The organism is Nitrospirota bacterium (genome assembly GCA_015233895.1).
GTDB lineage: Bacteria > Nitrospirota > Thermodesulfovibrionia > Thermodesulfovibrionales > Magnetobacteriaceae > Magnetomonas.
The window spans coordinates 81,013-107,087 of the sequence record JADFXG010000003.1; the positions used below are offsets into that span (position 1 = coordinate 81,013).

Annotated in this window: 23 protein-coding genes and 1 tRNA gene; 9 read left to right on the top strand and 15 right to left on the bottom strand. The window is 41.9% G+C overall.

Features of this window, described 5'->3' with window-relative positions; genetic code table 11:
* Nucleotides 1–27: 27 nt before the first annotated feature.
* Together HQK88_04090 and HQK88_04095 are read right to left on the bottom strand one after the other, a co-directional pair.
* Nucleotides 28–852: a cytidylate kinase family protein gene (locus tag HQK88_04090; GenBank protein ID MBF0615984.1), complete on the bottom strand. Its 825-nt coding sequence runs from the start codon at nt 850–852 to the stop codon at nt 28–30.
* 34 nt (nt 853–886) lie between these two features.
* Nucleotides 887–2,746, bottom strand: a complete 1,860-nt coding sequence (locus tag HQK88_04095) for a SulP family inorganic anion transporter (GenBank protein MBF0615985.1) — start codon at nt 2,744–2,746, stop codon at nt 887–889.
* 247 nt (nt 2,747–2,993) lie between these two features.
* Here HQK88_04095 and HQK88_04100 point away from each other — a divergent pair, with 247 nt between their 5' ends.
* On the top strand, nt 2,994–4,556 hold the full coding sequence (locus tag HQK88_04100; GenBank protein MBF0615986.1) for a sensor histidine kinase: 1,563 nt from the start codon (nt 2,994–2,996) through the stop codon (nt 4,554–4,556).
* Nucleotides 4,557–4,566: 10 nt separating this feature from the next.
* The gene (locus tag HQK88_04105) at nt 4,567–5,205 is read left to right on the top strand and encodes a response regulator transcription factor (GenBank protein ID MBF0615987.1); all 639 of its coding nucleotides are present in this window, start codon (nt 4,567–4,569) and stop codon (nt 5,203–5,205) included.
* Nucleotides 5,206–5,532: 327 nt separating this feature from the next.
* On the opposite strand, the gene nifS is transcribed toward HQK88_04105, so the two are convergent.
* The 6 genes from nifS to HQK88_04135 all read right to left on the bottom strand — a co-directional run bounded on the left by nifS (nt 5,533) and on the right by HQK88_04135 (nt 9,940).
* Nucleotides 5,533–6,681, bottom strand: a complete 1,149-nt coding sequence (nifS, locus tag HQK88_04110; protein MBF0615988.1) for a cysteine desulfurase NifS — start codon at nt 6,679–6,681, stop codon at nt 5,533–5,535.
* Between the two features lie 10 nt (nt 6,682–6,691).
* The gene (locus HQK88_04115) at nt 6,692–7,459 is read right to left on the bottom strand and encodes a YeeE/YedE family protein (GenBank protein ID MBF0615989.1); all 768 of its coding nucleotides are present in this window, start codon (nt 7,457–7,459) and stop codon (nt 6,692–6,694) included.
* Nucleotide 7,460: 1 nt separating this feature from the next.
* On the bottom strand, nt 7,461–8,222 hold the full coding sequence (locus HQK88_04120) for a YeeE/YedE family protein (GenBank protein ID MBF0615990.1): 762 nt from the start codon (nt 8,220–8,222) through the stop codon (nt 7,461–7,463).
* A 125-nt stretch (nt 8,223–8,347) separates the two neighbouring features.
* Nucleotides 8,348–8,584, bottom strand: coding sequence for a TM2 domain-containing protein (locus tag HQK88_04125; GenBank protein MBF0615991.1), 237 nt, complete (start codon nt 8,582–8,584; stop codon nt 8,348–8,350).
* A gap of 55 nt (nt 8,585–8,639) precedes the next feature.
* Complete coding sequence (locus HQK88_04130) at nt 8,640–8,960, bottom strand: hypothetical protein (protein MBF0615992.1); 321 nt, start codon at nt 8,958–8,960, stop codon at nt 8,640–8,642.
* A 230-nt stretch (nt 8,961–9,190) separates the two neighbouring features.
* Nucleotides 9,191–9,940 carry a glycosyltransferase family 2 protein gene (locus HQK88_04135; protein MBF0615993.1) on the bottom strand — a complete coding sequence of 250 codons (750 nt, stop codon included), beginning with the start codon at nt 9,938–9,940 and terminating at the stop codon, nt 9,191–9,193.
* Between the two features lie 251 nt (nt 9,941–10,191).
* Here HQK88_04135 and HQK88_04140 point away from each other — a divergent pair, with 251 nt between their 5' ends.
* From HQK88_04140 to HQK88_04150, 3 genes are read left to right on the top strand one after another with little or no spacing between them, the layout of a single operon-like run.
* Nucleotides 10,192–11,103 (top strand): hypothetical protein, encoded by a 912-nt coding sequence (locus HQK88_04140; GenBank protein ID MBF0615994.1) that lies wholly within the window; start codon nt 10,192–10,194, stop codon nt 11,101–11,103.
* A gap of 30 nt (nt 11,104–11,133) precedes the next feature.
* A complete protein-coding gene (locus HQK88_04145; GenBank protein ID MBF0615995.1) occupies nt 11,134–13,158 on the top strand; it encodes a response regulator in 2,025 nt (674 codons plus the stop codon).
* Entirely contained in the window at nt 13,145–14,518 is a 1,374-nt protein-coding gene (locus tag HQK88_04150; protein MBF0615996.1) for a sigma-54-dependent Fis family transcriptional regulator, read from the top strand. The genes HQK88_04145 and HQK88_04150 overlap by 14 nt, the downstream gene beginning before the upstream one ends.
* A gap of 211 nt (nt 14,519–14,729) precedes the next feature.
* On the opposite strand, the gene HQK88_04155 is transcribed toward HQK88_04150, so the two are convergent.
* The 7 genes from HQK88_04155 to HQK88_04185 all read right to left on the bottom strand — a co-directional run bounded on the left by HQK88_04155 (nt 14,730) and on the right by HQK88_04185 (nt 22,662).
* Nucleotides 14,730–15,272, bottom strand: a complete 543-nt coding sequence (locus HQK88_04155; protein MBF0615997.1) for a hypothetical protein — start codon at nt 15,270–15,272, stop codon at nt 14,730–14,732.
* Entirely contained in the window at nt 15,265–16,599 is a 1,335-nt protein-coding gene (locus HQK88_04160; protein ID MBF0615998.1) for an HD domain-containing protein, read from the bottom strand. Before HQK88_04160 ends, HQK88_04155 begins: the two co-directional genes overlap by 8 nt.
* Before the next feature lie 213 nt (nt 16,600–16,812).
* A complete protein-coding gene (locus HQK88_04165; protein ID MBF0615999.1) occupies nt 16,813–17,958 on the bottom strand; it encodes a M20/M25/M40 family metallo-hydrolase in 1,146 nt (381 codons plus the stop codon).
* A gap of 3 nt (nt 17,959–17,961) precedes the next feature.
* Nucleotides 17,962–18,669 carry a YggS family pyridoxal phosphate-dependent enzyme gene (locus HQK88_04170; GenBank protein ID MBF0616000.1) on the bottom strand — a complete coding sequence of 236 codons (708 nt, stop codon included), beginning with the start codon at nt 18,667–18,669 and terminating at the stop codon, nt 17,962–17,964.
* On the bottom strand, nt 18,666–19,997 hold the full coding sequence (locus tag HQK88_04175; GenBank protein ID MBF0616001.1) for a sensor histidine kinase: 1,332 nt from the start codon (nt 19,995–19,997) through the stop codon (nt 18,666–18,668). The genes HQK88_04170 and HQK88_04175 overlap by 4 nt, the downstream gene beginning before the upstream one ends.
* Nucleotides 19,998–20,134: 137 nt before the next feature.
* Entirely contained in the window at nt 20,135–20,797 is a 663-nt protein-coding gene (locus HQK88_04180) for a hypothetical protein (protein MBF0616002.1), read from the bottom strand.
* Between the two features lie 476 nt (nt 20,798–21,273).
* The gene (locus HQK88_04185; GenBank protein ID MBF0616003.1) at nt 21,274–22,662 is read right to left on the bottom strand and encodes a hypothetical protein; all 1,389 of its coding nucleotides are present in this window, start codon (nt 22,660–22,662) and stop codon (nt 21,274–21,276) included.
* Nucleotides 22,663–22,925: 263 nt separating this feature from the next.
* Between HQK88_04185 and HQK88_04190 the strand changes: the two genes are divergently transcribed.
* The 4 genes from HQK88_04190 to HQK88_04205 all read left to right on the top strand — a co-directional run bounded on the left by HQK88_04190 (nt 22,926) and on the right by HQK88_04205 (nt 26,074).
* Nucleotides 22,926–23,002, top strand: a tRNA-Met gene (locus HQK88_04190).
* Nucleotides 23,003–23,126: 124 nt separating this feature from the next.
* Nucleotides 23,127–23,324 carry a DUF1858 domain-containing protein gene (locus tag HQK88_04195; protein MBF0616004.1) on the top strand — a complete coding sequence of 66 codons (198 nt, stop codon included), beginning with the start codon at nt 23,127–23,129 and terminating at the stop codon, nt 23,322–23,324.
* Nucleotides 23,325–23,608: 284 nt separating this feature from the next.
* Nucleotides 23,609–24,535 carry a cysteine synthase family protein gene (locus HQK88_04200; protein ID MBF0616005.1) on the top strand — a complete coding sequence of 309 codons (927 nt, stop codon included), beginning with the start codon at nt 23,609–23,611 and terminating at the stop codon, nt 24,533–24,535.
* A 9-nt stretch (nt 24,536–24,544) separates the two neighbouring features.
* Nucleotides 24,545–26,074 (top strand): N-acetylneuraminate synthase family protein, encoded by a 1,530-nt coding sequence (locus tag HQK88_04205; protein ID MBF0616006.1) that lies wholly within the window; start codon nt 24,545–24,547, stop codon nt 26,072–26,074.
* The last annotated feature ends 1 nt before the right edge of the window (nt 26,075 follow it).

Genomic DNA, 26,075 nt, shown 5'->3' on the forward strand with positions numbered 1-26,075 from the left:
CTCCGTTTATCTTTAGATTAACCTTGTTCACCTGTACGTTTCAGCATACTTCTGAAATATATCCTCAGTTACGATAACCTCCACTCTTGCTACGTCTCTTATGCGCTTTACCATATCACTAATAGAAGCTACGAGTTTTTGCCTTTTGCTTTCTGCTGCCCTGATATGAACAAACACTTTGCCGCTAGATGCCCTTACACTTACGTCCCTGTTTATTGCTATAAGGGCTGCACGCACTTTGAAGGACAGTTCAATGTTCTTCATGCAGTGAAGCGAATAGTTCGTTGCACGGTAACGCATTAACAGTGCCTGCTCAGAGATTATCTTTGTTGCGTCCTCCTCAGCAGTTTCACCAGTGTCAATTACCAAATCGCAGAGATTTTGCACATTACCGTTTGTATTGTGAAAAAAACTGTTTAACTTACTGTGTCCTTTATCCTCTTTAATTATTCTTTTTATAGCCTCGTTAACGCCCATAGTGTCTGTTTTTGCCTTAAGCTCTGCTCTGACATTAATGTCTGACTTCAAGTACACCTTAAGCACATGAGACACCCCCTGTATGAGCAAATGCCCGTATCGCCCGTAATAGACAACGTTGTCTTTGTAAAGAAGGCTTGCAAGCGCGGAATGATAACAGGATATAAGTTTTATCCTTGCAGTAAAAGACATCCCTAAAAACCTCGGTGAATCTTCAAGAGCACTAACAATATCCGGCTCAGGTATGCCAAACATATCTGACGCGGCGCTAAACACCTCATCCCCTATACACACATAACTCAGGTTGCGGGACACGCTCTCAGCAACCTCCTTGCCCTTACAATAAGGGTTCCCGCCTATCATCACGACTGCCATGTTAGTATTACCTCCATTTTGCAGCTAAGCTGTCTTACACTGCTTCATATACCGGTATGCAATGACCAACGTAATCTGTCCTTTCATCATCACTGTATATTTTCAATCCGATAGACTTGTTGATGTCGCATTCGGTAAATATCCTGCACTTACAGTTAATGCACTTTTTCATGTCAAGAAGCGGAACTATGTTTTTCAGTGAATTCTTCTTGTGATCGAATATATGGTCTGAGCCGATAATATCAATTACTCCGCTTACCTTTAAGATATCGTACACTTTCGGTTTTATGCCGCAAAAATAGATGTCTCCATTATTTCTGCGGTACTCGTTTATGATACTCTTAAACGATTCGCACCCTGCCGAGTCTATGTGGTTTATGTTAGATGCGACAACTATGAGCTTGTTCTGTTCCGGATGGAGTGCTCTTAGGTGCGAAATCTGCTCCTCGACATAAGATGTTGCGGCAAAGTACATATCCCCTTCTATAGCTACTATTCCAAGCTGTGGGCAAGCGGAAAGACTCTGGTTTGTAACGAACTTGCGTGTGATTGGCTCCGGTACTTTGGTGAGCACGGCGGGTTTGGCGGTTTTCTTCAGGTAGAGCCATATCGAAAGAAGTGTGCCAATGTAAATGGCAAACTCCAGTTCTAAAAAAAGGACAGATAGAAAGGTAACTGCCATAACTGAAGTATCTGAACGCGATACCTTAAATATATCGCCAATGTGGTGAAAGTTTACCAGCTTATAAGCTACAACTAAAATAACTGCTGCCATCGAGGGCATAGGCAAATACGCTACATATGGAGCTATAAGGAGTAAAATACCTCCGAGTAAAACTGCTGCAAAAACAGCAGCGGCAGCGGTTTTTGCTCCCGTTTGGTAGTTTATACCCGACCGTGTAAAAGACCCTGAACAGGCGTATGAGGAAAATAACGCCCCTACTATATTTGAAAGCCCCTGTCCTATAAACTCCTGATTTCCATCTATTCGCTGTCCCGAATGTAGCGCTATAGACCTGGCTATAGAGACGGCCTCCATAAGGCCAAGAATTGCAACGGCAAGTGCCGGAGTTGCAAGAAGTTTAATTGATTCCAATGAAAAATTCGGAATCTTAAAAGGTGGAAGTGAAGCTGGCAACGCCCCTACGACACGCACCCCATACCCGTTCCAACCAAGAGATGCCGTCAAAACGCTGCCTATAACCATCGCAATCAACATCCCGGGCCACCGTGGTTTTAACTTATGAATAACTATTACCGCTGTGAGAGTTACCGCAGCTACGGTTAGCGAACGGGGATTATACTGCCCGATATTTATGGCAAGTTGTTGTAGGTTTTCCACAAATTCCGGTTTGTTTTTAAATATAAGGCCAAACACGTGCTTTAACTGGCTTGCAGCGATAAGCAGTGCTGCTCCTGAGGTAAAACCGGTAACCACCGAATGGGAGACAAAATTAATCAGCCCCCCTAGTCTGGAAACCCCTAAGGCAAATTGAAATATTCCGGTTATAAACGTAAGAATCATGGCAAGCTCTATGTAATGAGCCGAGCCGGGCTCCGCCATGCCTACCAAAGTACCAAATATCACGATCGATATTGCCGTAGTAGGCCCTGAAATAAGATGCCTTGAAGAGCCATAAAGAGCTGCGACAATTGCCGGAATCATGGCAGAATATAACCCATACTGTGGCGGTAAGCCGGCAATCATGGCAAAAGCCACTCCCTGAGGTAAAACCAAAACCGCACCCGTTAATCCTGCAAAAAGGTCACTCCGCCATGTTGTCCGAACCTCCGGCAGCCACTTCAAAAATGGGAATAACGGCTTTAACCATCGTTTGTAATTGTCCCTCAATGCGTACAACCCGGCATGGCCGGCTGTCTGCACACCGGTCATAACTGATTCTCTTCCGTTCATAGTATTAGTCCCCGCTTCTGTTAAAAATTGTAATTAAGTTAACAAAGTTAAAATTCCTCTTTACCTATGCTACTAATTACAATTGGGCAGATTCAATCAGTAATGATTTGAATTTTATGCGTTATTTTTGCCTATAAAGTCATGTATTTTCCTTGGTGTTATAAGTAAATTACCTATTGTAATTATTTAAAAGGTTAGCTATTCTAAATGGAAAGAGAGGAAGTATTTGGAACACATATATTTAAAACACGACATGGACGTAATCTATTTTTTCTACGGATTGTCACTATTCATTATGGGCACAGGAATCATTGCCCAACACAAAATCAGCAGTAGTTTTAAAATAGGCAGAATAATCTGGCTGCTGGGCATATTCGGGATTCTTCACGGTATAACCGAGTGGATTCACATGTGGGAATTTGTTAAAGGCCCGTCCAGGTTATTTGACGTTGCCAGATGGACTTTTCTCATTTCATCCTATTTTTTCCTTCTTGATTTCGGCCTCAGGATGTGCCTGAACAATCTCAACACTCATCATATGTTAAGGAGCATTGATTCCCTTGATCTCTGGCTGACATCCTCAATATTACTAACAATAATCGCAATTTCCTCACAATCTTATAATTTCATGAAAACAAGCAACATCTTGTCAAGATATTTCATGGGATTCCCCGGCTCGCTTCTTACTGGATTGGGGGTTATCGCTTATTATTACACAGGGGAGGAAAAACTCATACACCACAAAGACATAAAGTACAAACTGTGGGCATTAGCAATATCCTTTTTTATATACGGCATACTGAGCGGTTTAATTGTACCTATTGGCCATTTTTTCCCAGCAAGCGTCTTCAATGTAGGGTGGTTCCAATCCTCTACGAATCTCTCAATCCGTCTTGTAAGGGGGTTAATCATCATAGTGTCCTCATGGAATGTTGCCAGAATTCTTTCTGTTTTTCAATTAGAAACGAACTATAACCTTAATCTGGCACTGACAAGGCGAAAAATCATCGAGGAGGAGTTAAGAGCTTCAAAACAACAGTTAAGCTCCTTTGCCACGCGGCTGCAGTCACATGTGGAAAACGAAAAGGCATCCATTGCCAGAGAGCTTCACGATGAGTTGGGACAGGCTCTCACATCGCTTAAAATGGACGTAAACGAATTGTCTTTAGAGTATGACACATCAGTTACTCCACGTGTACCAGTACGAATAGGTGAAATTGAAAGATACATAGACAGCATAATTGACCGTATGCACAACATAGCAACAGAATTGAGGCCGAGTATCCTTGACCAGCTTGGACTTCTTGCTGCCATGGAATGGCATGCCAGGAAATTTGAGCGTCGCACTGGTATTAATTGTACAGTAAGGTACAATGATAAAATAATGCCGTCGCTAAACTATCTCAGCCCTGACTCATCTATAACAATTTTTCGTTTGTACCAGGAGGCGTTAACCAATGTATATCGCCACGCAAAAGCACACAAAGCTAACGTGTATATTTACAGTAAAGAGGAAAAGCTGTTTATAAAAATAGTTGATGACGGCATAGGAATAGAAGAGAGCAAAATATTTGATTATAACTCGCTTGGGCTTTTAGGGATGAGGGAGCGTGTTTCATTGCTTGGCTGGCAACTGGAAATAAAACGCAGACTATCTCACGGAACTAATGTCAAGATAATTATTCCTGACACAAGCACAACTCCGGGTGAGCCGCAATTTCCTAACGAATTATCACTTTTCGATGAAACAGCCGAGAGAATATTTTCATCTGCTACCGCAATTAATTAAAGGAGGATAAATGATTAAGGTGTTGCTGGTTGATGACCACCCTATAGTAAGGGAGGGAGTTATCAAGATACTGCACAGACTGCCGGATTTAGAGTCTGTAGAGGAGGCTGAAACATCTCAGGATGGTATGGCACTATTAAAAAAATTCACGTTCACCATAGTTATACTGGACATATCACTGCCGGATAAGAGCGGACTTCTAATGTTGGATCAGATAAAGCAGTGTTATCCAACTTTACCGGTACTTATTTTAAGCATGTATCCTGAGGAGGAGTATGCCATACAGTCAATGAGAATCGGGGCCTCAGGCTACATCACTAAAAAAGCGCTTCCTGAGGAACTACTGAAATCTGTTAATAAAATTGTATCCGGAGGGAAATATATAACCGAAACTCTGGCTGAAAACCTTGCTAATGTGCTCGATATGAGAAGTGAAAAGCTCCACTTTAAGCACCTGACCAAAAGAGAATTCCACATAATGGATATGATTGTGGCAGGCAAGACTCCCATGGAGATTGCCAGTGTGTTAAATCTCAGCGTAAAGACCATTAACACTTACAGGATAAATATATTGAATAAACTGAAAATCAGGGGTAATGCCGAACTTGTAAGATATGCAATGGAAAACAACCTCATAGGAAAGTATTAGCAACTAGAGACCGTTGCATAATTCGATATTTTGAATTTTCACAATAAAAAAACTCTTATAGCGATATGCATAATTACGTTAATTATTTTTAAAGGCTGAGATTGCCACGTCGCTATCGCTCCTCGCAATGACGAATAAAAAACACAGTAAAAACTATTATTTATCGTCATTGCGAGCCCCCGCAGGGGGCGTGGCAATCTCATCCTTTTAAATAATCAATATGAATATCTTTTTGAATTTTGGTATATTTACAATTGTGTTTTTTGTAAAGTTTTGGCTGAAAAATGATTTTTGCAACGGTCTCTACTAGGATTAGGTGGTTACTATCTAAAACGGAGATATGGCTCTTAGCTTTCTGACCACGGATGTGACAGCCTCAGCGGCTTTGTCTATTTCAGATGTGGTGTTGTAGCGGCTAAGGGAAAGCCTCAGGGAACCGTGTATGGCAGTAGCGGGGACACTCATAGCACTAAGTATGCGGCTGGGCTCAGATGACCCGGAGGAGCAGGCAGAACCAGTTGAGACACAGATATTTTGCATGTCAAGCATCATAAGTATAGCCTCGCCGTCAACAAATTCAAAACTTATGTTGGTAGTGTTAGGGAGACGGTTTTTCTTATCCCCGTTAACTATGCTGCCTGGAAGGTTAGTTATAAGCGTATTTTCAATGTTATCGCGTAATTGTGCAAGGTAAGCCGCCTCTTTGAAAATCAGGCTTTCCGCCAGTTGGCAGGCTTTGCCAAGACCCACTATGGAGGCCGCGTTTTCCGTGCCGGCACGTCTGCCGTTTTCCTGGTGTCCTCCAATTATTAGCGGATGATATGGCAGTCCCTCCCTCACATAAAGAGCCCCTATTCCTTTTGGTGCATGAAGCTTATGCCCGGAAAGAGAAAGCATATCGACGTTTAGTTCCTTAACATTTATAGGGATTTTACCAACAGCTTGTACAGCATCAGTGTGAAAAATAATTCCGGTTCCTTTAAGAAGCTCTCCGATTTCTTTAATTGGAAAGACAACTCCGGTTTCATTATTAGCATACATAACGGACACAAGTGCCGTGTCAGGCAAAAGGGCGTTCTCTAAATCTTTCATACTTAACCTGCCGCTTGTGTCAACCGGTAAATATGACACTCTGTACCCGCGGCTTTCCATTAAGGCACAGTATTTATACACGGCAGGATGTTCTACGACTGTTGTAATTATATGTTTTTTCAAAGGGTTAGCGCTTAATGCGCACGCTATTGCTGTGTTATCGCTCTCAGTGCCACAGCTTGTAAAAATTATCTCCTCAGATTTAGCTCCGATTAAAGAGGCAACCTGTAAGCGAGCCTGCTCTATGGCTGATAAGACACGGCCTCCAAAAGAGTAGGCACTTGAGGGATTCCCGTAGTTTACGTCTAACCACGGTGACATGGCCTCCTTAACCTCCGGGGCCACCATCGTGGTTGCATTATTGTCCAGATATATAAACTCCAAACGAGCGGCTCTACTTAGAGAAGATATCCCTTATATTTTTCTTAAGATTACGAACTGTTTCGCTGACACTACTCTGTGATTGCTTAACCGCAGGTGGAACTTTTTCCTCAAGGGCATCAGTCAGATCCATGTACATATTAAACGTTCTCCTGATAAACACCAGCATCCAGTCAAACATAGTCATCATGATAAGAAACAAAGCTGCCATTAACAAAAATAACACAATCAGATACCAGTGATTTATTTTAAGCAGCTCGGCAAACGTATCAGCGCCAATGTCTCCCCAGGTAAGAAATGTCTTAGACCACTCATCGTGGAAAAACTCAGCATATATGGCTGCTCCCGCCATCAAGCCTGCAATGGCTGGAATAGCATCAAGAGAGCCCTCACCCAGAGCGCCTACTGCCGTCCCGGGACAAAAACCCATTATAGAAATAGCAGCGCCAAACATCAAACCACCCACTATCTGAGGGATTATGACAGTTTTAGGTACATGGAGCTCTATAATTCCCATATCGGTTAACATATACACCAGCAGCATGGAAACCATTAGAATAGGAGTGCCAAGACGAAACACTGTAAAGTCCTGAAGCCTGAAAAGCCCGCTCACTGTATCATATTTGCAGAGTCTTCCTTTTTGCAGCACCACGCCAAACAAAAGCCCGATAATTAATCCTCCGTAAAGACTCGACGCACCCCTTACAGCTTCAATCGTAGATGGGTCAAATATATCCGCTAATCTTTTTAGAAATTCATTTAAAGATACAAGCTCCAGCATGTTACTCCTTCTTTACCGCTACAATTCCGCCCCTGTAAAAGAGAAACGTTGTCAGCACTCCTCCAACCCACAGGGAGATCATAAATATAAACCCGGAGGGCACCAATTGAATTGCGCCGGAAATTAAAAGGCCGCTTACGCACCCGCCTGCAATCCTTGCCGCAAATCCCATCACTATTCCTGCTAAAAACACCCATACCCACCGTTTAAACACCGAGGGTCCCTTAGACTGCCTCCACATATCCGGCACTTTCATCCATTTAAATTCCCCTGAGTATCTTGCCGAGAGGAAACTCCCTAAAATCACTCCAAGAATCAGAGCCATAGTCCAGTCAATCTTCGGTTGGTAAATGCTCCAGTACTCTACGTTGTCAATGTGGGCAGGATTAATCAAATATTCCGTAATAGCAGACATAACGGTAAGACCGCGGGTAATCCCTATGGGTCTTTCTGATAAATAAAAGGAGAAAACCTCTACAAGGGCAAAAGCAATACCTGCGGGTATTGGCCACCATCGCTTAGGTTTCCCAACAACTGCAAAAACAACCGACCCAATAAGAGGCCAACCGCTTTTGAGAAATACCGTATAGGTAAAACCCATAATTATAACCAGCCACCAACTGGGTTTGTAAACGAAAATCGCCGTTACAGCCAAAAGCATCGGCCAGCCGTTACGAAACGCTATAGACAATACCACTGAAAGAAACAAAATAATCAGCGCCGGAATCAACTTCCTGACATCTCTGCTGCTATCTATACCCATAATTTACAGCCCCATCACACTTATTTTCTGACTCTGTACAGCTAAACTTAAATGTAAAAAACTCAGGGGTGGAACACCCACTAAAGCCACCCCCTATAGTTTATTACCAACATAACCTTTACAAACTACCACCTTGATATAGGAAGATTGTCCTTGTCTTTAAACGAGCCCAGAGAAATCATCACTATGTCAACAAAGTACCACAACCCGAATCCTCCCATAGTAAAGAGCATTATCAATCCGGTGCCGAGCTTGTTGCAGTAAAACCTGTGTCCACCAGCCCAACCCAGGAAAAAGCACAGTAACAATGCTATTAAACGGCTCTTTGGAGATTCGTTAGTTAAAGTTTTGTCATCAGACACAATATCACCTCCTTGATTCTGTCATGTATTTTAGAAAAATCTTACCGTAGAAATCCTATTCTCCGGCCACTATGGTGCACTGCCTTGTGTAAGTTCCGAAGATGTTCAGATTTGCTTTGTTTATTGTATATACAGTTTTAATTCCAGCAGCTTTCATAGCTGTTTCAATACTGGCATCTCCTATGGCCACAGCGCCAAAAAACGAGTGAATACAAGCCTGACCCGCCTTTGCACCGCTTTGAGCCGGCCCTATGGCAACTGGCACCTTATTGTCCGTATAGACCCATCCAAACGGTCCGTCAGCCACAAAACCGCAACTTGCTGTAAACAGCAAAAGCACCATAAGCCCTAAAATAACCACCCTTCTTTTCGCCAATTTATTTCCCTCCATAATTAATTAAAGTATTTAAACAAAAATTCAATAACATAATATAACAATTTTTTTTTTTTGTCAATACATTATTAATGTTATTTTCAGGCAGATAATATTTAAATTGTTACTGACTTAATGCAGGTTAGTGGAGGGAGTGTTTTACATGCAGAAAATATCTTTACATCAAAGACACTTGACGCCCGCACTTTGCTTTTACAGCCCGATGTGCTTTTTCAACGGTTATTCTTTTCAAATATTTTGTAATTCATGATTTTTTTCTGTTGAAAAAAATACTGCAGCGATGTTCCCATAACCCCAAGACCGTATGTTACGCTTCGGGAGAAATTAATAGAGGACGCCTCTTCAAAATACTTGGTAGGACAGCTTATCTCTCCGATTTTAAACCCATAGTGAAGTGCCTGGACTATCATCTGATTATCAAAAATAAAATCGTCCGAATTATTTTCAAACGGAATGGTCTCAAGCACAGTTCTACTGAAAGCCCTGAAACCTGTGTGGTATTCTGATAGTTTAATGCCGAGAAAAAGGTTTTCAAAAAATGTCAGAAACCTGTTGGATACATACTTGTAGGAGGGCATTCCGCCCTTAAGTGCATCTCCGCCAAGAATTCTTGAGCCAAGCGCAACATCATAATGGCCGGAGATAACCATAGCGGCAAGAGCTGTGACAAGTTTTGGCGAATACTGATAGTCCGGGTGCAGCATCACAATTACATCAGCGCCGCCAACAAGTGCATTTTTGTAACACGTCTTTTGATTACCGCCATAACCGCGGTTCTTTTCGTGAACTATAACCTTAAGGCCAAGCTTTTTAGCCACCTCCGGAGTGCTGTCTTTTGAGGCGTCATCAACAACAATTATCTCATCAACATACTCATGAGGTATCTCATCATAAGTTTGTTGCAGAGTCTTTTCGGCATTATAAGCCGGCATGACAACAGCTATTTTTTTCCCTAAAATCATAAGTTTTTCATTTTATAACATAACTGAGCCTGCATTTACAAGATTTGTCATTAATCATGTAGAAAATAAACATTTTAAATTTTTGCTTGACAAAATATATTTTTTATATTACCTTAAATTGTGGACGGTGTGCCCGGAGAGTTGCTCTCAGGCAGACTGCTGGCATGAACAGGCTTGGGACGCTATGAAGCAGCGAACATTTAATTGCTCAAAATGGCATAGCGCGGCCTTAGAAAGCAGGGGGAGTGGATTTGAAACGCTTGGGATGTTTCCTTATAGTGCTGATGTTGTGTATTTCGATTAGCCGTTCTTTGTTTGCAGAAAATGTAGTAGTAATTGAGGGCTCATCTGTTAAACCATTTGAAGAGGCGCTGCAGGGGTTTGAGCGTAGTTGCGGGTGTAATGTAAAAGGAGTGCTGGCTCTGGATATGAAAGGCGCTGATTCTATGGCTTTCATAGAAAAGTTCAAGCCTGATAAGGTCGTAACCATTGGCGAGGAGGCTCTTAAAAGTGTTAAAAACTTAACAAATACGCCGGTTATTTACATGATGGCCCTAAATCCTTTGCTCTATACGGCAGGGAAAAATAATTTTACAGGGATCAGCATGATTATCCCTCCGGTTAAACAGTTAAGGGCGATAAGGAGCGTGTTTCCTAACGTTGACCGTCTTGGGGTACTGTATAATCCTGAAAACTCAGAAAATATAATCCGCGCTGCCCGAAGTGTTGCCGCAAGTCTGGGTTTTGAGATTATAATCCATGAGGTACACTCCGCCAAGGACATACCTGGCGCTCTAAACGCTATTAAAGACAAGATTGAAGCCCTGTGGCTTATTCCGGATGTGACCGTGGCACCGCCTGAGATGATAGAGCTATATGAGCTTTTTTCTGCCCGGTACAATAAGCCGTTATTTACTTTTGCAGATAAACACTTAGAGCGCGGCGCCTCTTTGTCTGTCTCAGTATCGCCGGTTGATATTGGAAAGCAGGCTGGTGAAATCTTAAAAGGCAGCTTGTTTGCCAATAAAAATAACCTTTATGACGTGACTGTCGCAAAGGTATCTGTTAATCCAGTAGTAGCTACCAAGATGGTTTTGGTTATAAATGAGCCATTCAGGAAAGAAAACTCTGTTATCATAGATCTCACCCAACTTAAACGCTAACCGGATAGTTGTGCTCAATTTTTTATTAAAATGAATTTGGGAATATTTAGAAGATTCAGAGAGAATTTCGCTGCTAAAGTCTATGCCGTTGTCACTATCTTTATCATATCAGTATCTGTTGTTTTTGTCACCATAATAGTGCGCGGACAGTACAAACAACTAATGGAAAAGAGCATAACGGAGGGAACTCTGCTTGCTAAATTACTGGCATATAACTGCCGTCTCGGGGTGTTTTCAGAAAGTGAAACTATCCTGGCAGACGCTGTAGATGCGATAAAAAGGCAGCAAGATGTGGTTTATGTGTCAATTTTTAATAATGACGCTAAACTTCTTTCAAGGTATGAAAAACATAAATTACATAAAGACAATTCAGATAACCATGATGAATTAAATAAAATAATAGAACAGCTACAAAGAGATAGAACCCCCTTTTTCACAAAGGGTAAAAACGTAATATGTTTTTGGGCGCCAGTACTGTCCGATTATGCAGGGGATGATTACATGCAGGCAGGGGATGCCAATAAATCAAAACTGTTTGGTTTTGTCGAAATCTGTCTGACTACGAAAACTCTTAAAGCGCAGGTTACCGGACTTTTTTTTAAAAGCATAATTATGAGTGTCTTTTTTCTCATAACCGCCCTGTGGATTACATTTGTTGTACTTAGAAAAATTATACAACCAGTCATAGACTTAACCCGCTGCATGAGGGAATTTGGTGAAATTGGCAGTATAAAAGGTGGGCTTCCCGTAAATGCGCAAGATGAAATCGGCCAATTATCAATTGCTTTTACTAAAATGATTGCAGATCTTCATGAAAGGGAAAGTGAAAAGCGTAAAATGGAGGAGCATCTTATAAACTCACAAAAAATGGAGGCTATAGGCACACTTGCCGGAGGTATTGCGCACAATTTTAACAACGTGCTGACCGTGTTTGCATCAAAGCTTGCAGTGGCTAAAAACCACCTTCCTAAAACTCATGGTGCCTATGCAAAACTGATACAGGCTGAGGAAACAATAGACAAGGCAAAATATTTGTCTAACCAACTTTTTACTTTTGCCCGCGGCGGGTCCCCAATTAAGGAGTCATCCTCACTGGGCGCTCTTATAAAAGAAACAGTGCCGCTTATTATGGCAGGCTCTCAGTTAAACTATGAACTGGATATAGCAGAGGATCTGTGTTTAGTGATGATTGACAAGGACCAGATAAGGCAGGTAATCAATAATCTGCTTTCCAATTCCAAAGAAGCAGTAAAAGACAACGGCTCTATTACAGTCAGAGCACACAATGCTAAACTGACAGACCATAGCTCAGTGTCTTCAAACGGTAAGTTTATTAAGATTGATTTTATAGACACCGGCACAGGGATAGAAAAAGAGAATATAAGCAAAGTATTTGCCCCGTTTTTTACTACAAAATACAATGGGCGCGGCCTTGGATTAACAATTGCACATTCTATCGTAAGAAAGCATGGCGGAGATGTTATACTTACATCAGAGCCTGGCAAGGGGACTCACTGTGAGGTCTATATCCCTGCTGAGTGTGAGCTGGATGCTGCAGTGGTAACAGAAGAGAGAAAACCGGTAAAGTTCTGTGATTTCTCTGTAAGTGAACCAGCCAAAGGTGTGCAAACGTCCGTTTACCCGGCTGCGGCGCAAAATGGTAAAAAACGGGTGCTCCTGCTTGAAGACAATGATGAGATAAGAATATGGGTTGGGTTAATAATGCGTGAAAGCGGCTACAGAGTGTCTATGGCAAGGGACGGAGTGGAGGCCCTGTATCTGTATAATGAGGGTAAATTACATGGGCAACCGTTTGACGTAGTGATAGTGGATTTGGTGATAGAGGGTGGTATGGGAGGCAAGGAGGCCATGGAGGAACTTCTAAAAACTGACCCTGATGTTAAGGCGATAGTGGCAAGTGGTTATTCCGATGACCCAGTGATGGCTGAGTATAAAAGGTATGGCTTTAAAGCGCGTGTATCAAAACCCTACGGAATGGATCAACTGTTGGATGCTATAGAGTTTGCGGCAGGCTCAGGCAATGGCGGTGGCTAAGGCAGCTATGAGCACAGAGCAGATACTCATAATAGACGATGATGCAACGCTTGTGGAAAGTATCGGGGATGTGGTGAGCTCAGTCGGCTACGGGGTATTGAGTGCGCCAAACGGTAATGACGGGATAGAGTTATTTAAGCGGGGCGGTGTGTCTGCGGTTCTTTTGGACTTAGTGATGGATGGCATGGGAGGAATGGAGACACTGCAGGAATTAAAAAAGATTGACACTGACGTCCCGGTAATAATAGTGACCGGCTATGCAGACATTCAATCCGCTGTAGAGGCAACGAAACTGGGGGCGTATGATTTCGTGGTGAAGCCGCCCGATTTTGACAAGTTGATAATAACGTTAGGACGCGCAATACAGCAGTTGCAGTTAAAGCAGGAGACGAGGGCATTAAAATATGCAGTGGATACGTCTTTAGAGAGCCAGTTAGGCAAAAGCCATGCTATGAGTAAACTTATATCCGATATTCAACAGGTAGCGGCAAGCAACTTTTCAATAATTCTGCAAGGTGAGACAGGCACCGGGAAATCGTACATCGCCAGAATAATCCACAACCTGAGCGTAAGGGCAGATAAGCCGTTTGTGAAAGTTGACATAGGGAGCTTAGCGGAAAGCGTAATGGAAAGTGAGCTATTTGGCCATGAGAAGGGCGCATTTACGGGAGCTGACAGAAGAACGAGGGGATTTTTCGAGGCTGCCAATGGCGGCACTATATTTATAGATGAGATACAGAACATGTCGCCAAACATTCAGGCAAAGCTCTTATCTGTGGTTGAGGACAAGCTGATTTATCCGGTAGGAGGCAGAACACATGTTGACATTGATGTAAGAATAATAACCGCAACTAACAGAAACGTAAATCATCTGCTGGAGACAAAAAATCTGCGGAGCGATTTGTATTTCCGCCTTGGGGAGTTTATAATGACAGTGCCTCCGCTAAGGAGCAGGCGTGAGGACATAGGGTTTTTTGTCAACAAGTTTATAGCCGAGGCATCGGATGAGTTGGATAAACCAATCAGAGATGTAAGTGATGAGGCGATGGCTCTTTTGGAGAACAATCCGTGGGTAGGTAACATTCGGGAATTGAAAAATGTAATACGTCGGGCAGTGCTTTTTAGTGATGACGGCACGATACGTTACGAGCACATAAAGATGCTGCTGGATGTCAAAGCAGGCGTGGCAGTGGATAATAAGACGTTTATGTCGTTAAAGGAAACGTTGAAAACCGAGGAGACAAAGGTTATCAGAAAAGCGCTGGAACTATCAGATGGTAACAGAACCAAAGCAGCAGCCATACTTAAGATTTCCTACCGCGGCCTCCTCGCTAAAATGAAAGAGTATGATATTGACTGAGAAAATACACAAACACTTTCAATCCTCGATAAGGATACCACTACGGAGGGTTCGCAACCTCAGAATGTACTTTCGGATATTTCCGCTAAGTTTTGGTTGAGGCTTCTTTTGGAGGTGTCTGCTTCTTTTTTTACTCACTCATTATACCAGAAGCCTTATCTTTAGTATGTTTTATCTATATGAAAATCGGTGCTAAGCTATAATTGTACTATTATAAATTCTTTGTTTCCTCGATCATCTGATCGACCTTTTCAATAGCATCACGAGCATTATCAGGTAAAATGTGTGGTTTAATGCGCACCAACTCTTTGGCTCTTTCATCTACAGAGTTATTTGGGCTTTTCCGTTTTGAGATATATAAAGCTGTTGCTAATTGCTCTAATTCTGTTACACCTTTATCGCCAAGTTTCTTACCTACAAATTCAAGTTGTTTCTCATATTCCTTGAGCGTCTTAGGAAATGATTCCTTAACACTTGCAGATCGTTTTGATAAGACGATTTTAGGACCATAAGGAGGCGACTGAGGTTCCAATTTGAGTAATTCATCTGCTCTTAATGCTGTTAACTCATCACGAAGGTCAAACGAAAATGGTCCGTGTTTATAAATGATAAAGTCCATTTGTAAAGGTACTCCGAGAAGGTCCTCAAGAAAATAAACCGATTTTTGCAAGTGAGTTTCTCCGCACCAACTGCCATTTTCCCTTAACTTTTCAACTAGAGTAATAAGAATTGCAGCCTTTTTCAATCTATCCATCTTTTTTCTCCTCTATTTTCATTTGTATGATTTCATCTTTTTTTACCTTAAGCCATTTCATGGCTTTAGGTAAAATTTCCCTGTCAGCAAAAACATAATCTATTGAAACAACCGGCATATTGCTCAAGGTAGATGGGATTGCAAGGGAAGATACAATCTGTTCGTCCGGCATTTTTACAGGGAATTCAGGAGCACCACTTTTTTGATGAGAATAGTCATGTTTGACAAAATCATCTCCAAACTTATCCTTTGCCGATTCATAAATGGCTTGCCCAGCTTCAAGGTTAATATCCTTATCTGTTGGTGTTGCTTGATATAATAATTTAAAATGCTTACGAAATGCTAATAGTCTTGCCTTATTATACAGCTCATCATTTGAGTTTATAGATGCTTTATAAATACCGGCTGTAACTTCGTTATCCGTAATTTTAAGATGTTCGTTCAAATCGGTTGAAAAAAAGTTGTCTGGAAGCCACTTTTTAAGAAAATCTTTTAGGTGTATGTCATAAATTCTACGCACTGGATGAAAATAGACCTGAGAGTACATAAAGTACCTTGCGAGAATTAACGCCTCTGCAGATTGAAACCCACCAAATTCCACTCCTAAAGCAGGCTCACTGTTTTCTTCATTTTTACCGGAAGGTGCAGAAGGTAAAATTCTTAATGTGTCAATAAGGCGATAATGATCAAACTTTCCATAAGCTACACCTATATGATGAGAGTCTCTTAGAAGATAATCCATCCGATCAACGCCAAAGGCATCACCAACTATAATCTCGGACAAAATCGTTTCCCATGTAGAAAAATCTAAATCCTGTGCCTTCTTGGGACCAATAGCCAGTTTAACAATATATTCCGGCCTTAGAGGTGGAGTCATTTTACTCCAGATTTCTTTCATAGTGTCACTAAGAATGATTTCTTTTGTTAATTGCTCGTGGTCCCAACCCTTCGGAAGCAAATCTTTCTCTGCAGCATGAGAGAAAGGCAAATGCCCAATGTCATGGCAAAGTGCGGCCATTGGGATTATCCTACGCCAATAACGCCGTTTCTCATCATTATTGACTTCAGGTAGTTCATCTTTTATTTTGTCTGTTACATTATCTGGATGAGATACAATGTCGTAAACCCGGCTTGCCAATTCCATTACTTCAAGTGAATGCTCAAAGCGTTTATGAGTCGCACCAGGATAAACAAGGTATGTCAACGCTAACTGGTGTATATGTCGCAGCCGTTGAAAATGAGGTGAGTCTAAAACCTCTCGTTCATCATTGTCAAGCCTAACAAAAACGTGTATTGGATCACGTACTTCATGAAAATTCTTTCGCATACTAAATACACTCATATGCTAACATATCAACCACCTCGTAGAGATTAATATTTTAATTGAGAAAACGCATAAAATAATGTATGATACACATCATGCTTCTAATGATAACATGATCTCACTCGCCATTTATGTTAATTTATATAAGTTAAGAAGTCAATACTGTAATTACAATAAAAACTGTAGCCTTTAGTGGGTGGCAAAGCTTTCCCCCCACTATCCCACCCTAAAATCCCTAAACGCAACAATCGTCTCAAGGATGGCAAGGGCTCCGGAGGTTAAGTCATTGACGTATATGTGTTCCTCAGTGGTGTGAGGCTGCTGCATTCCGGTTGAGAGCACAAGTGACTTAATCCCACGTTCGTTAAACACGTTAGCATCCGAGCCGCCGCCATAGACAAGGTGTTCAGGAAGGGTACCGCTTTTGTGTAACGCCACGTCAATGAGTCTTACAAATGGATCATCATCAGCTATTTTAAATCCTACATAATGCCGCTTATCTTCTATGTGGATTTTTACCTGATGTTTCCTTGCTAATTTAGTTGCCATCTCAAACATACTTTCTTTCAGCCGCTCTATGGTCTCAAGGGTGTGGCTTCTCATCTCTCCCTCTATGACCACCTCGCGCGGCACCACGTTTGTGGCTGAACCACCCCAAATTGTGCCTATGTTTGCTGTTGTAACTGGATCGATTCTGCCATCGGGAAGCTCTGAGATTATTTTTGCCGCAGCTGTTATTGCATTTATCCCTTTTTCAGGCTCAATGCCTGCATGGGCAGAGCGTCCGCTTATCCTCATAGTGTAAGCATCATGAGTGGGCGCTGAAACTACTACCCTGCCAACACTCCCGCTGCTGTCTAACACTAACGCATGTTTGCTTTGTAACAAAGTATAATCAAAATTCTTTGCCCCATGCAGTCCCCTTTCCTCTGCCGATGTAAACAGCACCTCTATGTCTCCAACAGAAAGCCCCATGTCCTCTATTACACGCAAAGCCTCAAGTATCTCCACTATCCCGCTTTTGTCATCTGCTCCCAACACGGTTTTCCCGTCTGTCTTAATCACTCCGTTTTCCCTGATTACCCTTATTCCCCCCGTTGACTCTACCGTGTCCATGTGGCTGCTTAACATAAGCGGCATTGCCCCTGTGGCGTTGCCCTTCTTATATCCTACAAGGTTAAATGAATCCCCATAAGACTGGATACTCACACTAAACCCCAGTCCAATTAACTTGCCAGCTAAAACCTCTCCGATTACCTGTTCCTGAAACGACATCGAGTCTATACTGATAAGCTCAAGGAAATTATTAATAAGCCTGTCTGTATTTATACTATCACGAAGCATCTGCCCTGTTGTTTTCAATGTCTAATTCCTCTGTCCAAACAGGGCGCTCCCCACTCTGACCATTGTAGCACCCTCTTCTATCGCCACTCTGAAATCATCAGACATCCCCATAGACAAATGTACCGCATCTGTATGGCCACGTGCTATTGCTTCATCCCTGATTGTGCGTAACCTTTGGAAATACGGTCGGCTGGCCTCAGGATTATCTAAATTTGGAGGGATTGCCATAAAACCCACAAGCTGCACATTTTTCATGTTTGCAATGCAGGTTGTTAACTCAGGCAGAAGATCAATCTCTATACCAGTTTTTGTATCCTCATCGGAGAGTTTTGGCTGAATCAGCACTTTCTGTATCATCCCAAGTTTTTTGGCTTCTTTATCTATAATCTCAACCAACTCCACAGAGTCAACCGAGTGAATATAGTCAAAAAGTCCGACAGCTTTTTTCACCTTGTTTTTTTGCAGATGCCCAAGCAGATGCCATCTCACACATGGAAACGATTCATGCGCTGTTAGTGTCTGGATTTTCTCAAGCCCCTCTTTAACGTAACTCTCTCCAAAATCTCTGACACCGGCCTCCATTGCAATACAAACTAACTCTGCAGGATAATACTTAGACACAGCTATTAATGCCACTTCATCGGGGTTTCTGTCTGCTTTAGCAGAGGAGTTACAGATTGCCTTATGGATGTCAGAAATACGGCGGACAAGCTCCTGTGTGTCAATCATAAAGGAAGAACAAAATAAAAACTGTTTCCCTTAGGCATAGGGTCATAACCAAAGACACCGCCGTGAATTTCCACTGCGTTTTTAATAAACGTAAGTCCATGCCCGGTTCCCGGACGTGACCCAATGTTTGACCCCCTAAAGCCCTCCTCAAATATCTTGTCCCTTTCCTCTGACCTGATGTTTTGGCCAGTAGTGAATACGCTGTACTTTACTCCGTTTTTATTAGCTCCGAAATAGCCGGGTAGTATCTCTCTGCAGTAGCGCATTAGCTTATATTTTTTACCGTGCTCATCTACGGCATAATCGGTATATTTTAAGGCATTAGAAAAGAGATTGGCAAAAACCTGCGCTATAAGGCCAAGGTCAACTACCGTTATTATCTCATCTGCCTCATTGCTGCAACAGTCCTCTACGGTTATATTCATCTCTTTGAATCGGTCAATAAAACGGTCTATCTGATGCAGGATTATATCCTTGTGCATGTTGCACGGCTTTGTTCTGAGAGTTAAGTGTCCTTTGTCAAAGTGGCTCTTTCTGAACAGGGTTTCAAGAAACAGGGATGTGTTATGGTAGTGTTTATCTATGTTTTGAAACTCCTCTATAAGACCCAGGTTTACCTCCGTGAGTTCTGCCAAAAGGTGCTCTATACACACCTCGTCACACTCAGCATCATGCGTGTATTTATTGAGAAACTTTTCAATCTCCATGTTTTTTGTGATTTTACCTTTCATCCGGCGCAAAAACAGTTTAAATATCATATTGGGCACAATGATGTTATGTTCAATATCGGCTACAAGATTGCGGATAAACCTCAGGTGCTCTATGTTTTTATTAAGCAGCAACCGGTTATGGATGTTAAAACCGATTCTGTTTGCATACTTTTCTAAAAAAAACTCATCCGCCTCTGAAAGATTAGTGTTGGGATAAACTACGAGAGTGCCAAGAATGTTATTTTTATGCGTATTTGGCAACTGTTCGCTTAGGATCCTTTTCCCCTTTATTGTTATTATGAGATTGTTGCCTGCGCGGTATGTGCTGTCTGCGGGGCTGATGTCATCAGGGGGCGGCTTATAAAGGCCATTTTCAGGATTTTCCGTTTTTGCCACTAAAGAAAGCTCAAGTGAACGTGAATCGTAGAGGTAGAGCATGGCATCGAGTTTCAGAAACACTTTTGGCACTGCCACGCACAGAAAATAGAGCTCCTCTATTTCATTAAACTCCTGAGCAAGGTCATAAAAAGTCTTAAGTGCATCGGCCTGCTCTTGCGTAAAATCGTATTGTCTGTAAGTATTACGCTTACTTTCAGCATACTCCAGTATCTGGCTCATTACGGCCACGTGTTTTACCTCTTTACGCCTCTTAATTTAAGCAACATCAGACGTTCTAAAGTCTAACAAAAGCTTTTTTCTGCTGTCAACTCTAAAACCCCGGGTTTATGTTTTTGATTGCTCTGCCAGGCCCATGTTTAATGAAACAAATCAAAATTATTCTTTATAAAACTCACAGCAGACACGTAATCTTTAAACTGCCTCTCTAACTCTTTAAATTCCCTGAAGTGCACTTTGCATCTGTTTTTTTCTCTTCTAACGCCGACACTGATGTGCAGCATTTCGTGATAAATAATATATTCTATAATATACCTCGGTATAAGTGGTTTATCAAGTACCGGATTTATGGTAATAATTCCGAGTTCGGAGTTGTAAGCGCCAAGCCTGCGTCTTTTTGCAAATCCCTTAGACGGACGTTTTGCCCACGTTATTACACAACTGATGCTCCCCCCAAAGTACGCACAGTTAACGGCGTCAAACATTTCCCTGAGGTCGTGGAATTTTCCCCGTGTGATGACAGTTCTTTTGCGGTTGGCTGGAGGGGTCTTAATGGAATCAGCATTGTCTTTAATATATTTCTTTAAAACTGAGCCACTTGTTTTTCTGTTTGAGGCAATCATGGCTATTTCTTTCATAACACCATACGGAGCCGTAAGAAACATTTTATGAGCCCTTATGATAAGTTTTTTATCTTTGGTGCTTATCGTAAGAAGGCTTGAGGAATTGTCGGTTATGGTTAGGTTAACAGATAAGCGTGCGGTCTCTTCAATATAGCTTTTTAACCTGTTAAAATCATTCACATTCCCTGCACCGAAGTCAGACATAATAGATATTTTAAAACAAACTAACTATCAGTGTAAAATTTTGATGTTCAGACTGTGTGTCCACTGACTTATACCGAGTTGCAGACAGAAGCATAACGCGGCGGCAAGGAGAAAGCGACGTAGGCGTACTTTTAGTACGTTGAGGAGCTTTTGACGATGCCAACAAAGTTAGGCGATAGAATGCAACTCGAGACCGTTGCAAAATTCCCAAAATGGGGGAAAAGTATTTCCCAATTAATACCGAGTAGCAGCCTAAAATATAATAATGATGAGATTACCACGTCGCTATCGCTCCTCGTAATGACGGATAGGTACGCCCACGCACAGCCCACGCCGTCATTGCGAACCCCCGCAGGGGGTGTGGCAATCTCATCCTTTTTCTATAACATTTTGTTATATTTTTGAACTCAACTTTGGTGTTATAATATTTTTGCAACGGTCTCAACTCGGTATTACTTGTTGCTGATTTCCTCAATATAACACGGTGTGTCAGAGACATATAAGTCAATTGACCCGTTAGTTACGCTGTAGTATGAAACATTGAAGTTACCGCTTTCATCTGCCGGTGTACTTTGTGTTACTAAAGCGCCTGTGACAGTTGTGCCTGAAAGAGGAAATGTTATTATCTTGTCTGAGGCAGCCCATACCACATGTACTGGTTTACCGGCTACCTCAAATCTATAGGCATACGTGGAGGTATCATGATTAAGCGGTATAGTTGTAACTGATGTGAAGGAATCAATTTTTTTTATTAAATTCTTAAGTGTAAAGTAAGCTGGTTTTTTTCTGCCTCCCCGGGGGTCAATCAAGCCAGCATCTGACATTTTATAATACACATAAAAGATTTTTTCTGCTCCTGCAGCAAAAGCTCTGACATAACCTTTCACTATGTTCTTAGCCTGAGATAATTCATCCGGCGAGTTGTTAGCGCCTGTATCCGGATGGTTTGTGCTAAACACCATGTACTCTGTGTTCCAGAGTCTGTTAATATTTTTATGGCTAAAGACATCGTGCCAAACGCTTGTTGCAAGATCCCCAACATCATCACGCTGTGGCAGATAGTGCCAATTACCTACATCAAAAGGTGAAAAGTCCAGCGAATCTAACACATACTGCCAGTATGACGTGTTACCGCCCGTTGCTCCGCCGTTTAATATCTTTGCCTGTGGGTAAACCTCTTTAATCGCCGTCGTTGTGACCTTGACCAGCTCTACATAATCGCGCGCTGTTCCCTTATAAAATATCATCGGCGAGCCGGCGGTAAGGCTGGATTCAGGTTCGTTTAATATTTCCCAGTAATTGACAGGATAGAGAAGCCCGGGCATGTCATTGACGCCGTCTCCGTTATAGCGGTCAACCAAAGCCTTCACAAAGTTACTGTAAGCTTCAATATCATACGGATTGTACCTGCTTGCTGGCAAATCGGCAAGCCATCCTGTTGAGGTCTCCCAACCTGGTAATCCCTCCCAGTGCTCCTGGTCCCAGTCTACAAAGGGCCAAATTGTTGCTATTATTGAAATCCCGTGCTCTTCAGCCGCTCTTACGTATGCATCCGGTATCGTAAAATCATAGACTCCCCTTTCGTGCTCGATTATGTTACGGTTAAAGGGGCCGGGATGGGGCCTGTCCCACTTAAATCCAAGATCATCGTACGGTGTAAAATACGAATATGAAGCAAATGCAGTACTCCACGGCATTGCCACTGACGAGCTGCCAACTAACCCAAAGGCATTTCCGAGATAACCAAACCGGTGTGTGTTACTATCTGCACACAGCACTTCACCCAGAGAAAGAAACGCCCCAAAAAGCGCTAAAAGCAATATAGAAAAAATCTTTGACATAAAATCCACCCGCTAAAATAGCTATTGTTGATTTGTCATCAAAGACTACACAACTTAATCTATCATTTTTGGACAAAGTTGTCAATAAGTCCTTTTATCACAGTAAATAGCACGGTTAGAAAAAAAAACATTAAAATACCAAAAAAGACTGAATAAGGCATTTGACATTTCAATATCGTTATGTTACAGTATTCTGAGTGGGTAGTTTTAAGGCAGCACAGATACGGTGTAGTCAGTAGAGAGTTAGTATATAGTAAATTTGACGCGGGGTGGAGCAGTCCGGTAGCTCGTCGGGCTCATAACCCGAAGGTCGGTGGTTCAAATCCGCCCCCCGCCACCAAATTCCTCCTTAGTTTGTTAAATAACCCAAAAAATCTTAACTTTATGACATAGCTCATATATATAAAAGCCGATTTTGTTAGATAATTATGTAAGATGTTAATAACTCTATTAGGAGGAAGGCTATGGCTGAGAAAATAACAAAGGACTCTGTGATTGGGCAGGTTATAAAGGATGTGCCGGGGGCAAAGGATGTTATAGAGAAGTACTTCGGTAACGGCTGTTTTACTTGTCCAGGAATTAATATGGAATCAATATCGTTTGGTTCTATGATGCACAATATGGATCCGCAGAAAATTGTGGACGAAATAAACTCATTATAAGGGGGACAAAACCATTATGGAATGTAAATGTTTTGTATGCGGCACCCAGAGCAAAGACAGGGTGTATTTAGAGTGTTATCATGAGGGTGAGAAAAAGATGGTTTGTGTGCGGTGCCTTCCGCCTCTCATTCACGGCGCCCACTAAATTTTAATAGTATTGAACACAGATAAACGCAGATAGATTAAATAATCCTAATCTCTGTGCTAATCTGTGTTTTATTTGGTTTTTGTTAATTTGCTTTTTTGATTGCTTATTGTTATAATTTTCTACAGAGTTAGAAAATATGGAAAATAAGCACTCAAAAGGCGTAATATCGGCAATAGGCAATACCCCGCTTGTTACTCTTAAAAACATAAACCCTGTCAGTGGGGTTGAAATTCTTGCTAAATTAGAGGGTAACAACCCTGGCGGTTCCGTTAAGGACAGAATAGCGTGGTATATGGTCAAAGACGCTGAGGACAGGGGACTTCTTACAAAAGATAAAATAATCCTTGAACCAACAAGCGGCAACACCGGCATTGGTTTGGCTATGGTGGGGGCGGCAAGGGGTTACAGGGTTAAGCTTGTAATGCCCGAGTGTGTTAGTATGGAAAGAAGAATGACTCTTGAGGCATTTGGCGCAGAATTAATCCTGAGTCCCGGCTGTGAGGGCACAGACGGTGCAATTCGCATGGCTCACAGAATATATGATGACAACAGACAAGTATATTTTATGCCGGATCAGTTTAATAATCCTGCCAACATCAGAGCCCACTACGAAACAACAGGTGTTGAGATTTATGAGCAAACCAAAGGAGAGGTAAGCGTTTTTGTAGCCGGCATGGGAACAACCGGAACTCTGATGGGTACAGGTAAGAGACTTAAGGAGTATGATGCCTCAATAAAAATAGTCGGCGTAGAGCCGCTTCTGGGACATAAGATTCAGGGACTTAAAAACATGGCTGAATCCATAGTGCCGGGCATATGGGACTTATCAAAAATAGATGAGAAACTTAATGTCGAGGATGATGACGCATTTACAATGGCTCGGAGTTTGGCAGTAAAAGAGGGACTCTTTGTTGGTATGAGCAGCGGAGCTGCGGTGCATGCCGCAGTTGAAATGGCTAAGAGCATTAAAAGTGGTATGATTGTTGTGATATTACCCGACAGAGGGGACAGATACCTGAGCACAACCCTGTTTAAATCAATATGTGCTGACTGCCCGCCCTAAGATACCGTGATGGAGAGCAAAAATTTGTTTTCAAACCTGTTCATATTTGAGATGGCAAATAACCACATGGGTGATGTGCAACATGGGTTGCGTGTTATCAGGGAGTTCCACAACGTATGCAGCGGTTTTAAGGAATTTAACTTTGCTTTTAAATTTCAATACAGAGACATAGAGACCTTTATTCACAATGATTATAAAAACAGAACAGATATAAAATACGTTAAGAGATTTTTGGAAACAAACATCTCTGCCTCTGAAAAAAAACTCTTAAAAACTGAGGCTGAAAAGCTGGGCTTCATAACCATCTGTACCCCGTTTGACGAAAACTCTGTTGATTTAATAGAGGACCATGGATTTTCAATCATAAAAATCGCAAGCTGCTCATTTACAGACTGGCCACTTCTTGAAAAAATCGCAAAAAAAGATAAACCAATTATTGCCTCCACTGCCAGCGCATCGCTTGAGGATATAGACCAGGTTGTACTGTTTTTTGAACACAGGGAAAAAACACTTTGTCTCATGCACTGTGTGGGCGAGTACCCGACGGCTGAGAGCAACTTACAGTTGAACCAAATTGATTTGTTAAAGAGAAGATATCCTGACCTGACCGTTGGATTTTCAACTCACGAATCCCCCGACAACACCGACTCAATAAAAATCGCAATAGCTAAAGGAGCGAAGGTTTTTGAAAGACATGTTGCCCTTAAGACCGAAAAATATGATATAAACGCATATTCCTCTACTCCTGAGCAAATACAAGCGTGGCTTAAATCGGCAAGCAGTGCGTTTGCCATGTGCGGGGGTGTAAGTGTGGAGAGGTTTGCTGGTTCTGACAAAGAAAAAGCAGACTTAAGGGGATTACAAAGGGGAGTTTTTGCTAAAACCACAATTGAGGCAGGACAATGCATTGACACTTCAAACACCTTTTATGCAATCCCTAATCTTGAAAATCAAATAGTAGCAAATGATATGTCAAAATACATCGAGTTTATCGCCATAAAAAATATTAAAGCCGGTGAACCGGTTACGTTACCTGATGTCTCCACAAAAAACTTCAGAGCTGACGTGCTGGCAATCATTAATAAACTAAAACCACTACTGACGGAAAGTAAGATAGCACTCAGTGACAAGCTGGAAATGGAACTGTCTCACCACTACGGAATAGAGCGGTTCAGTGAGTGGGGCGCTGCTATTATAAACTGTATAAACAGAGAGTACTGTAAGAAGATAATTATCCTGCTTCCCGGACAAAAGCACCCAGTTCATTTCCATAAAAAGAAAGAAGAGACCTTTCATGTCCTCTATGGCAGCGTAACGGTTAACCTTGGCGGCATAGAAAAGACATACAAGTGTGGGGACATTGTGGTTGTTGAGCGGGAGGTAAAACACAATTTCAGCTCAGAAGACGGCGCAATTTTTGAGGAGATTTCAACCACTCATTACAAGGACGATTCGTTTTATGACGATGAAAAGATTGCAAAAAACAGAAAAACCGCTATGACTTTCTGGGCCGATTGGCTTTATAAGCCTATATTTTAGA

What these genes read in the sequence shown, in the direction of transcription:
- HQK88_04155 (MBF0615997.1), bottom strand. Translation starts at nt 15,272, where the DNA reads ATGGATAGATTGAAAAAGGCTGCAATTCTTATTACTCTAGTTGAAAAG.
- HQK88_04195 (MBF0616004.1), top strand. Translation starts at nt 23,127, where the DNA reads ATGGCTGAGAAAATAACAAAGGACTCTGTGATTGGGCAGGTTATAAAG.
- HQK88_04120 (MBF0615990.1), bottom strand. Translation starts at nt 8,222, where the DNA reads ATGGGTATAGATAGCAGCAGAGATGTCAGGAAGTTGATTCCGGCGCTG.
- HQK88_04145 (MBF0615995.1), top strand. Translation starts at nt 11,134, where the DNA reads ATGAATTTGGGAATATTTAGAAGATTCAGAGAGAATTTCGCTGCTAAA.
- HQK88_04170 (MBF0616000.1), bottom strand. Translation starts at nt 18,669, where the DNA reads ATGATTGACACACAGGAGCTTGTCCGCCGTATTTCTGACATCCATAAG.
- HQK88_04090 (MBF0615984.1), bottom strand. Translation starts at nt 852, where the DNA reads ATGGCAGTCGTGATGATAGGCGGGAACCCTTATTGTAAGGGCAAGGAG.
- HQK88_04095 (MBF0615985.1), bottom strand. Translation starts at nt 2,746, where the DNA reads ATGACCGGTGTGCAGACAGCCGGCCATGCCGGGTTGTACGCATTGAGG.
- HQK88_04150 (MBF0615996.1), top strand. Translation starts at nt 13,145, where the DNA reads ATGGCGGTGGCTAAGGCAGCTATGAGCACAGAGCAGATACTCATAATA.
- HQK88_04105 (MBF0615987.1), top strand. Translation starts at nt 4,567, where the DNA reads ATGATTAAGGTGTTGCTGGTTGATGACCACCCTATAGTAAGGGAGGGA.
- HQK88_04175 (MBF0616001.1), bottom strand. Translation starts at nt 19,997, where the DNA reads ATGAGCCAGATACTGGAGTATGCTGAAAGTAAGCGTAATACTTACAGA.
- HQK88_04115 (MBF0615989.1), bottom strand. Translation starts at nt 7,459, where the DNA reads ATGCTGGAGCTTGTATCTTTAAATGAATTTCTAAAAAGATTAGCGGAT.
- HQK88_04185 (MBF0616003.1), bottom strand. Translation starts at nt 22,662, where the DNA reads ATGTCAAAGATTTTTTCTATATTGCTTTTAGCGCTTTTTGGGGCGTTT.
- HQK88_04135 (MBF0615993.1), bottom strand. Translation starts at nt 9,940, where the DNA reads ATGATTTTAGGGAAAAAAATAGCTGTTGTCATGCCGGCTTATAATGCC.
- HQK88_04205 (MBF0616006.1), top strand. Translation starts at nt 24,545, where the DNA reads ATGGAGAGCAAAAATTTGTTTTCAAACCTGTTCATATTTGAGATGGCA.
- HQK88_04160 (MBF0615998.1), bottom strand. Translation starts at nt 16,599, where the DNA reads ATGCGAAAGAATTTTCATGAAGTACGTGATCCAATACACGTTTTTGTT.
- HQK88_04200 (MBF0616005.1), top strand. Translation starts at nt 23,609, where the DNA reads ATGGAAAATAAGCACTCAAAAGGCGTAATATCGGCAATAGGCAATACC.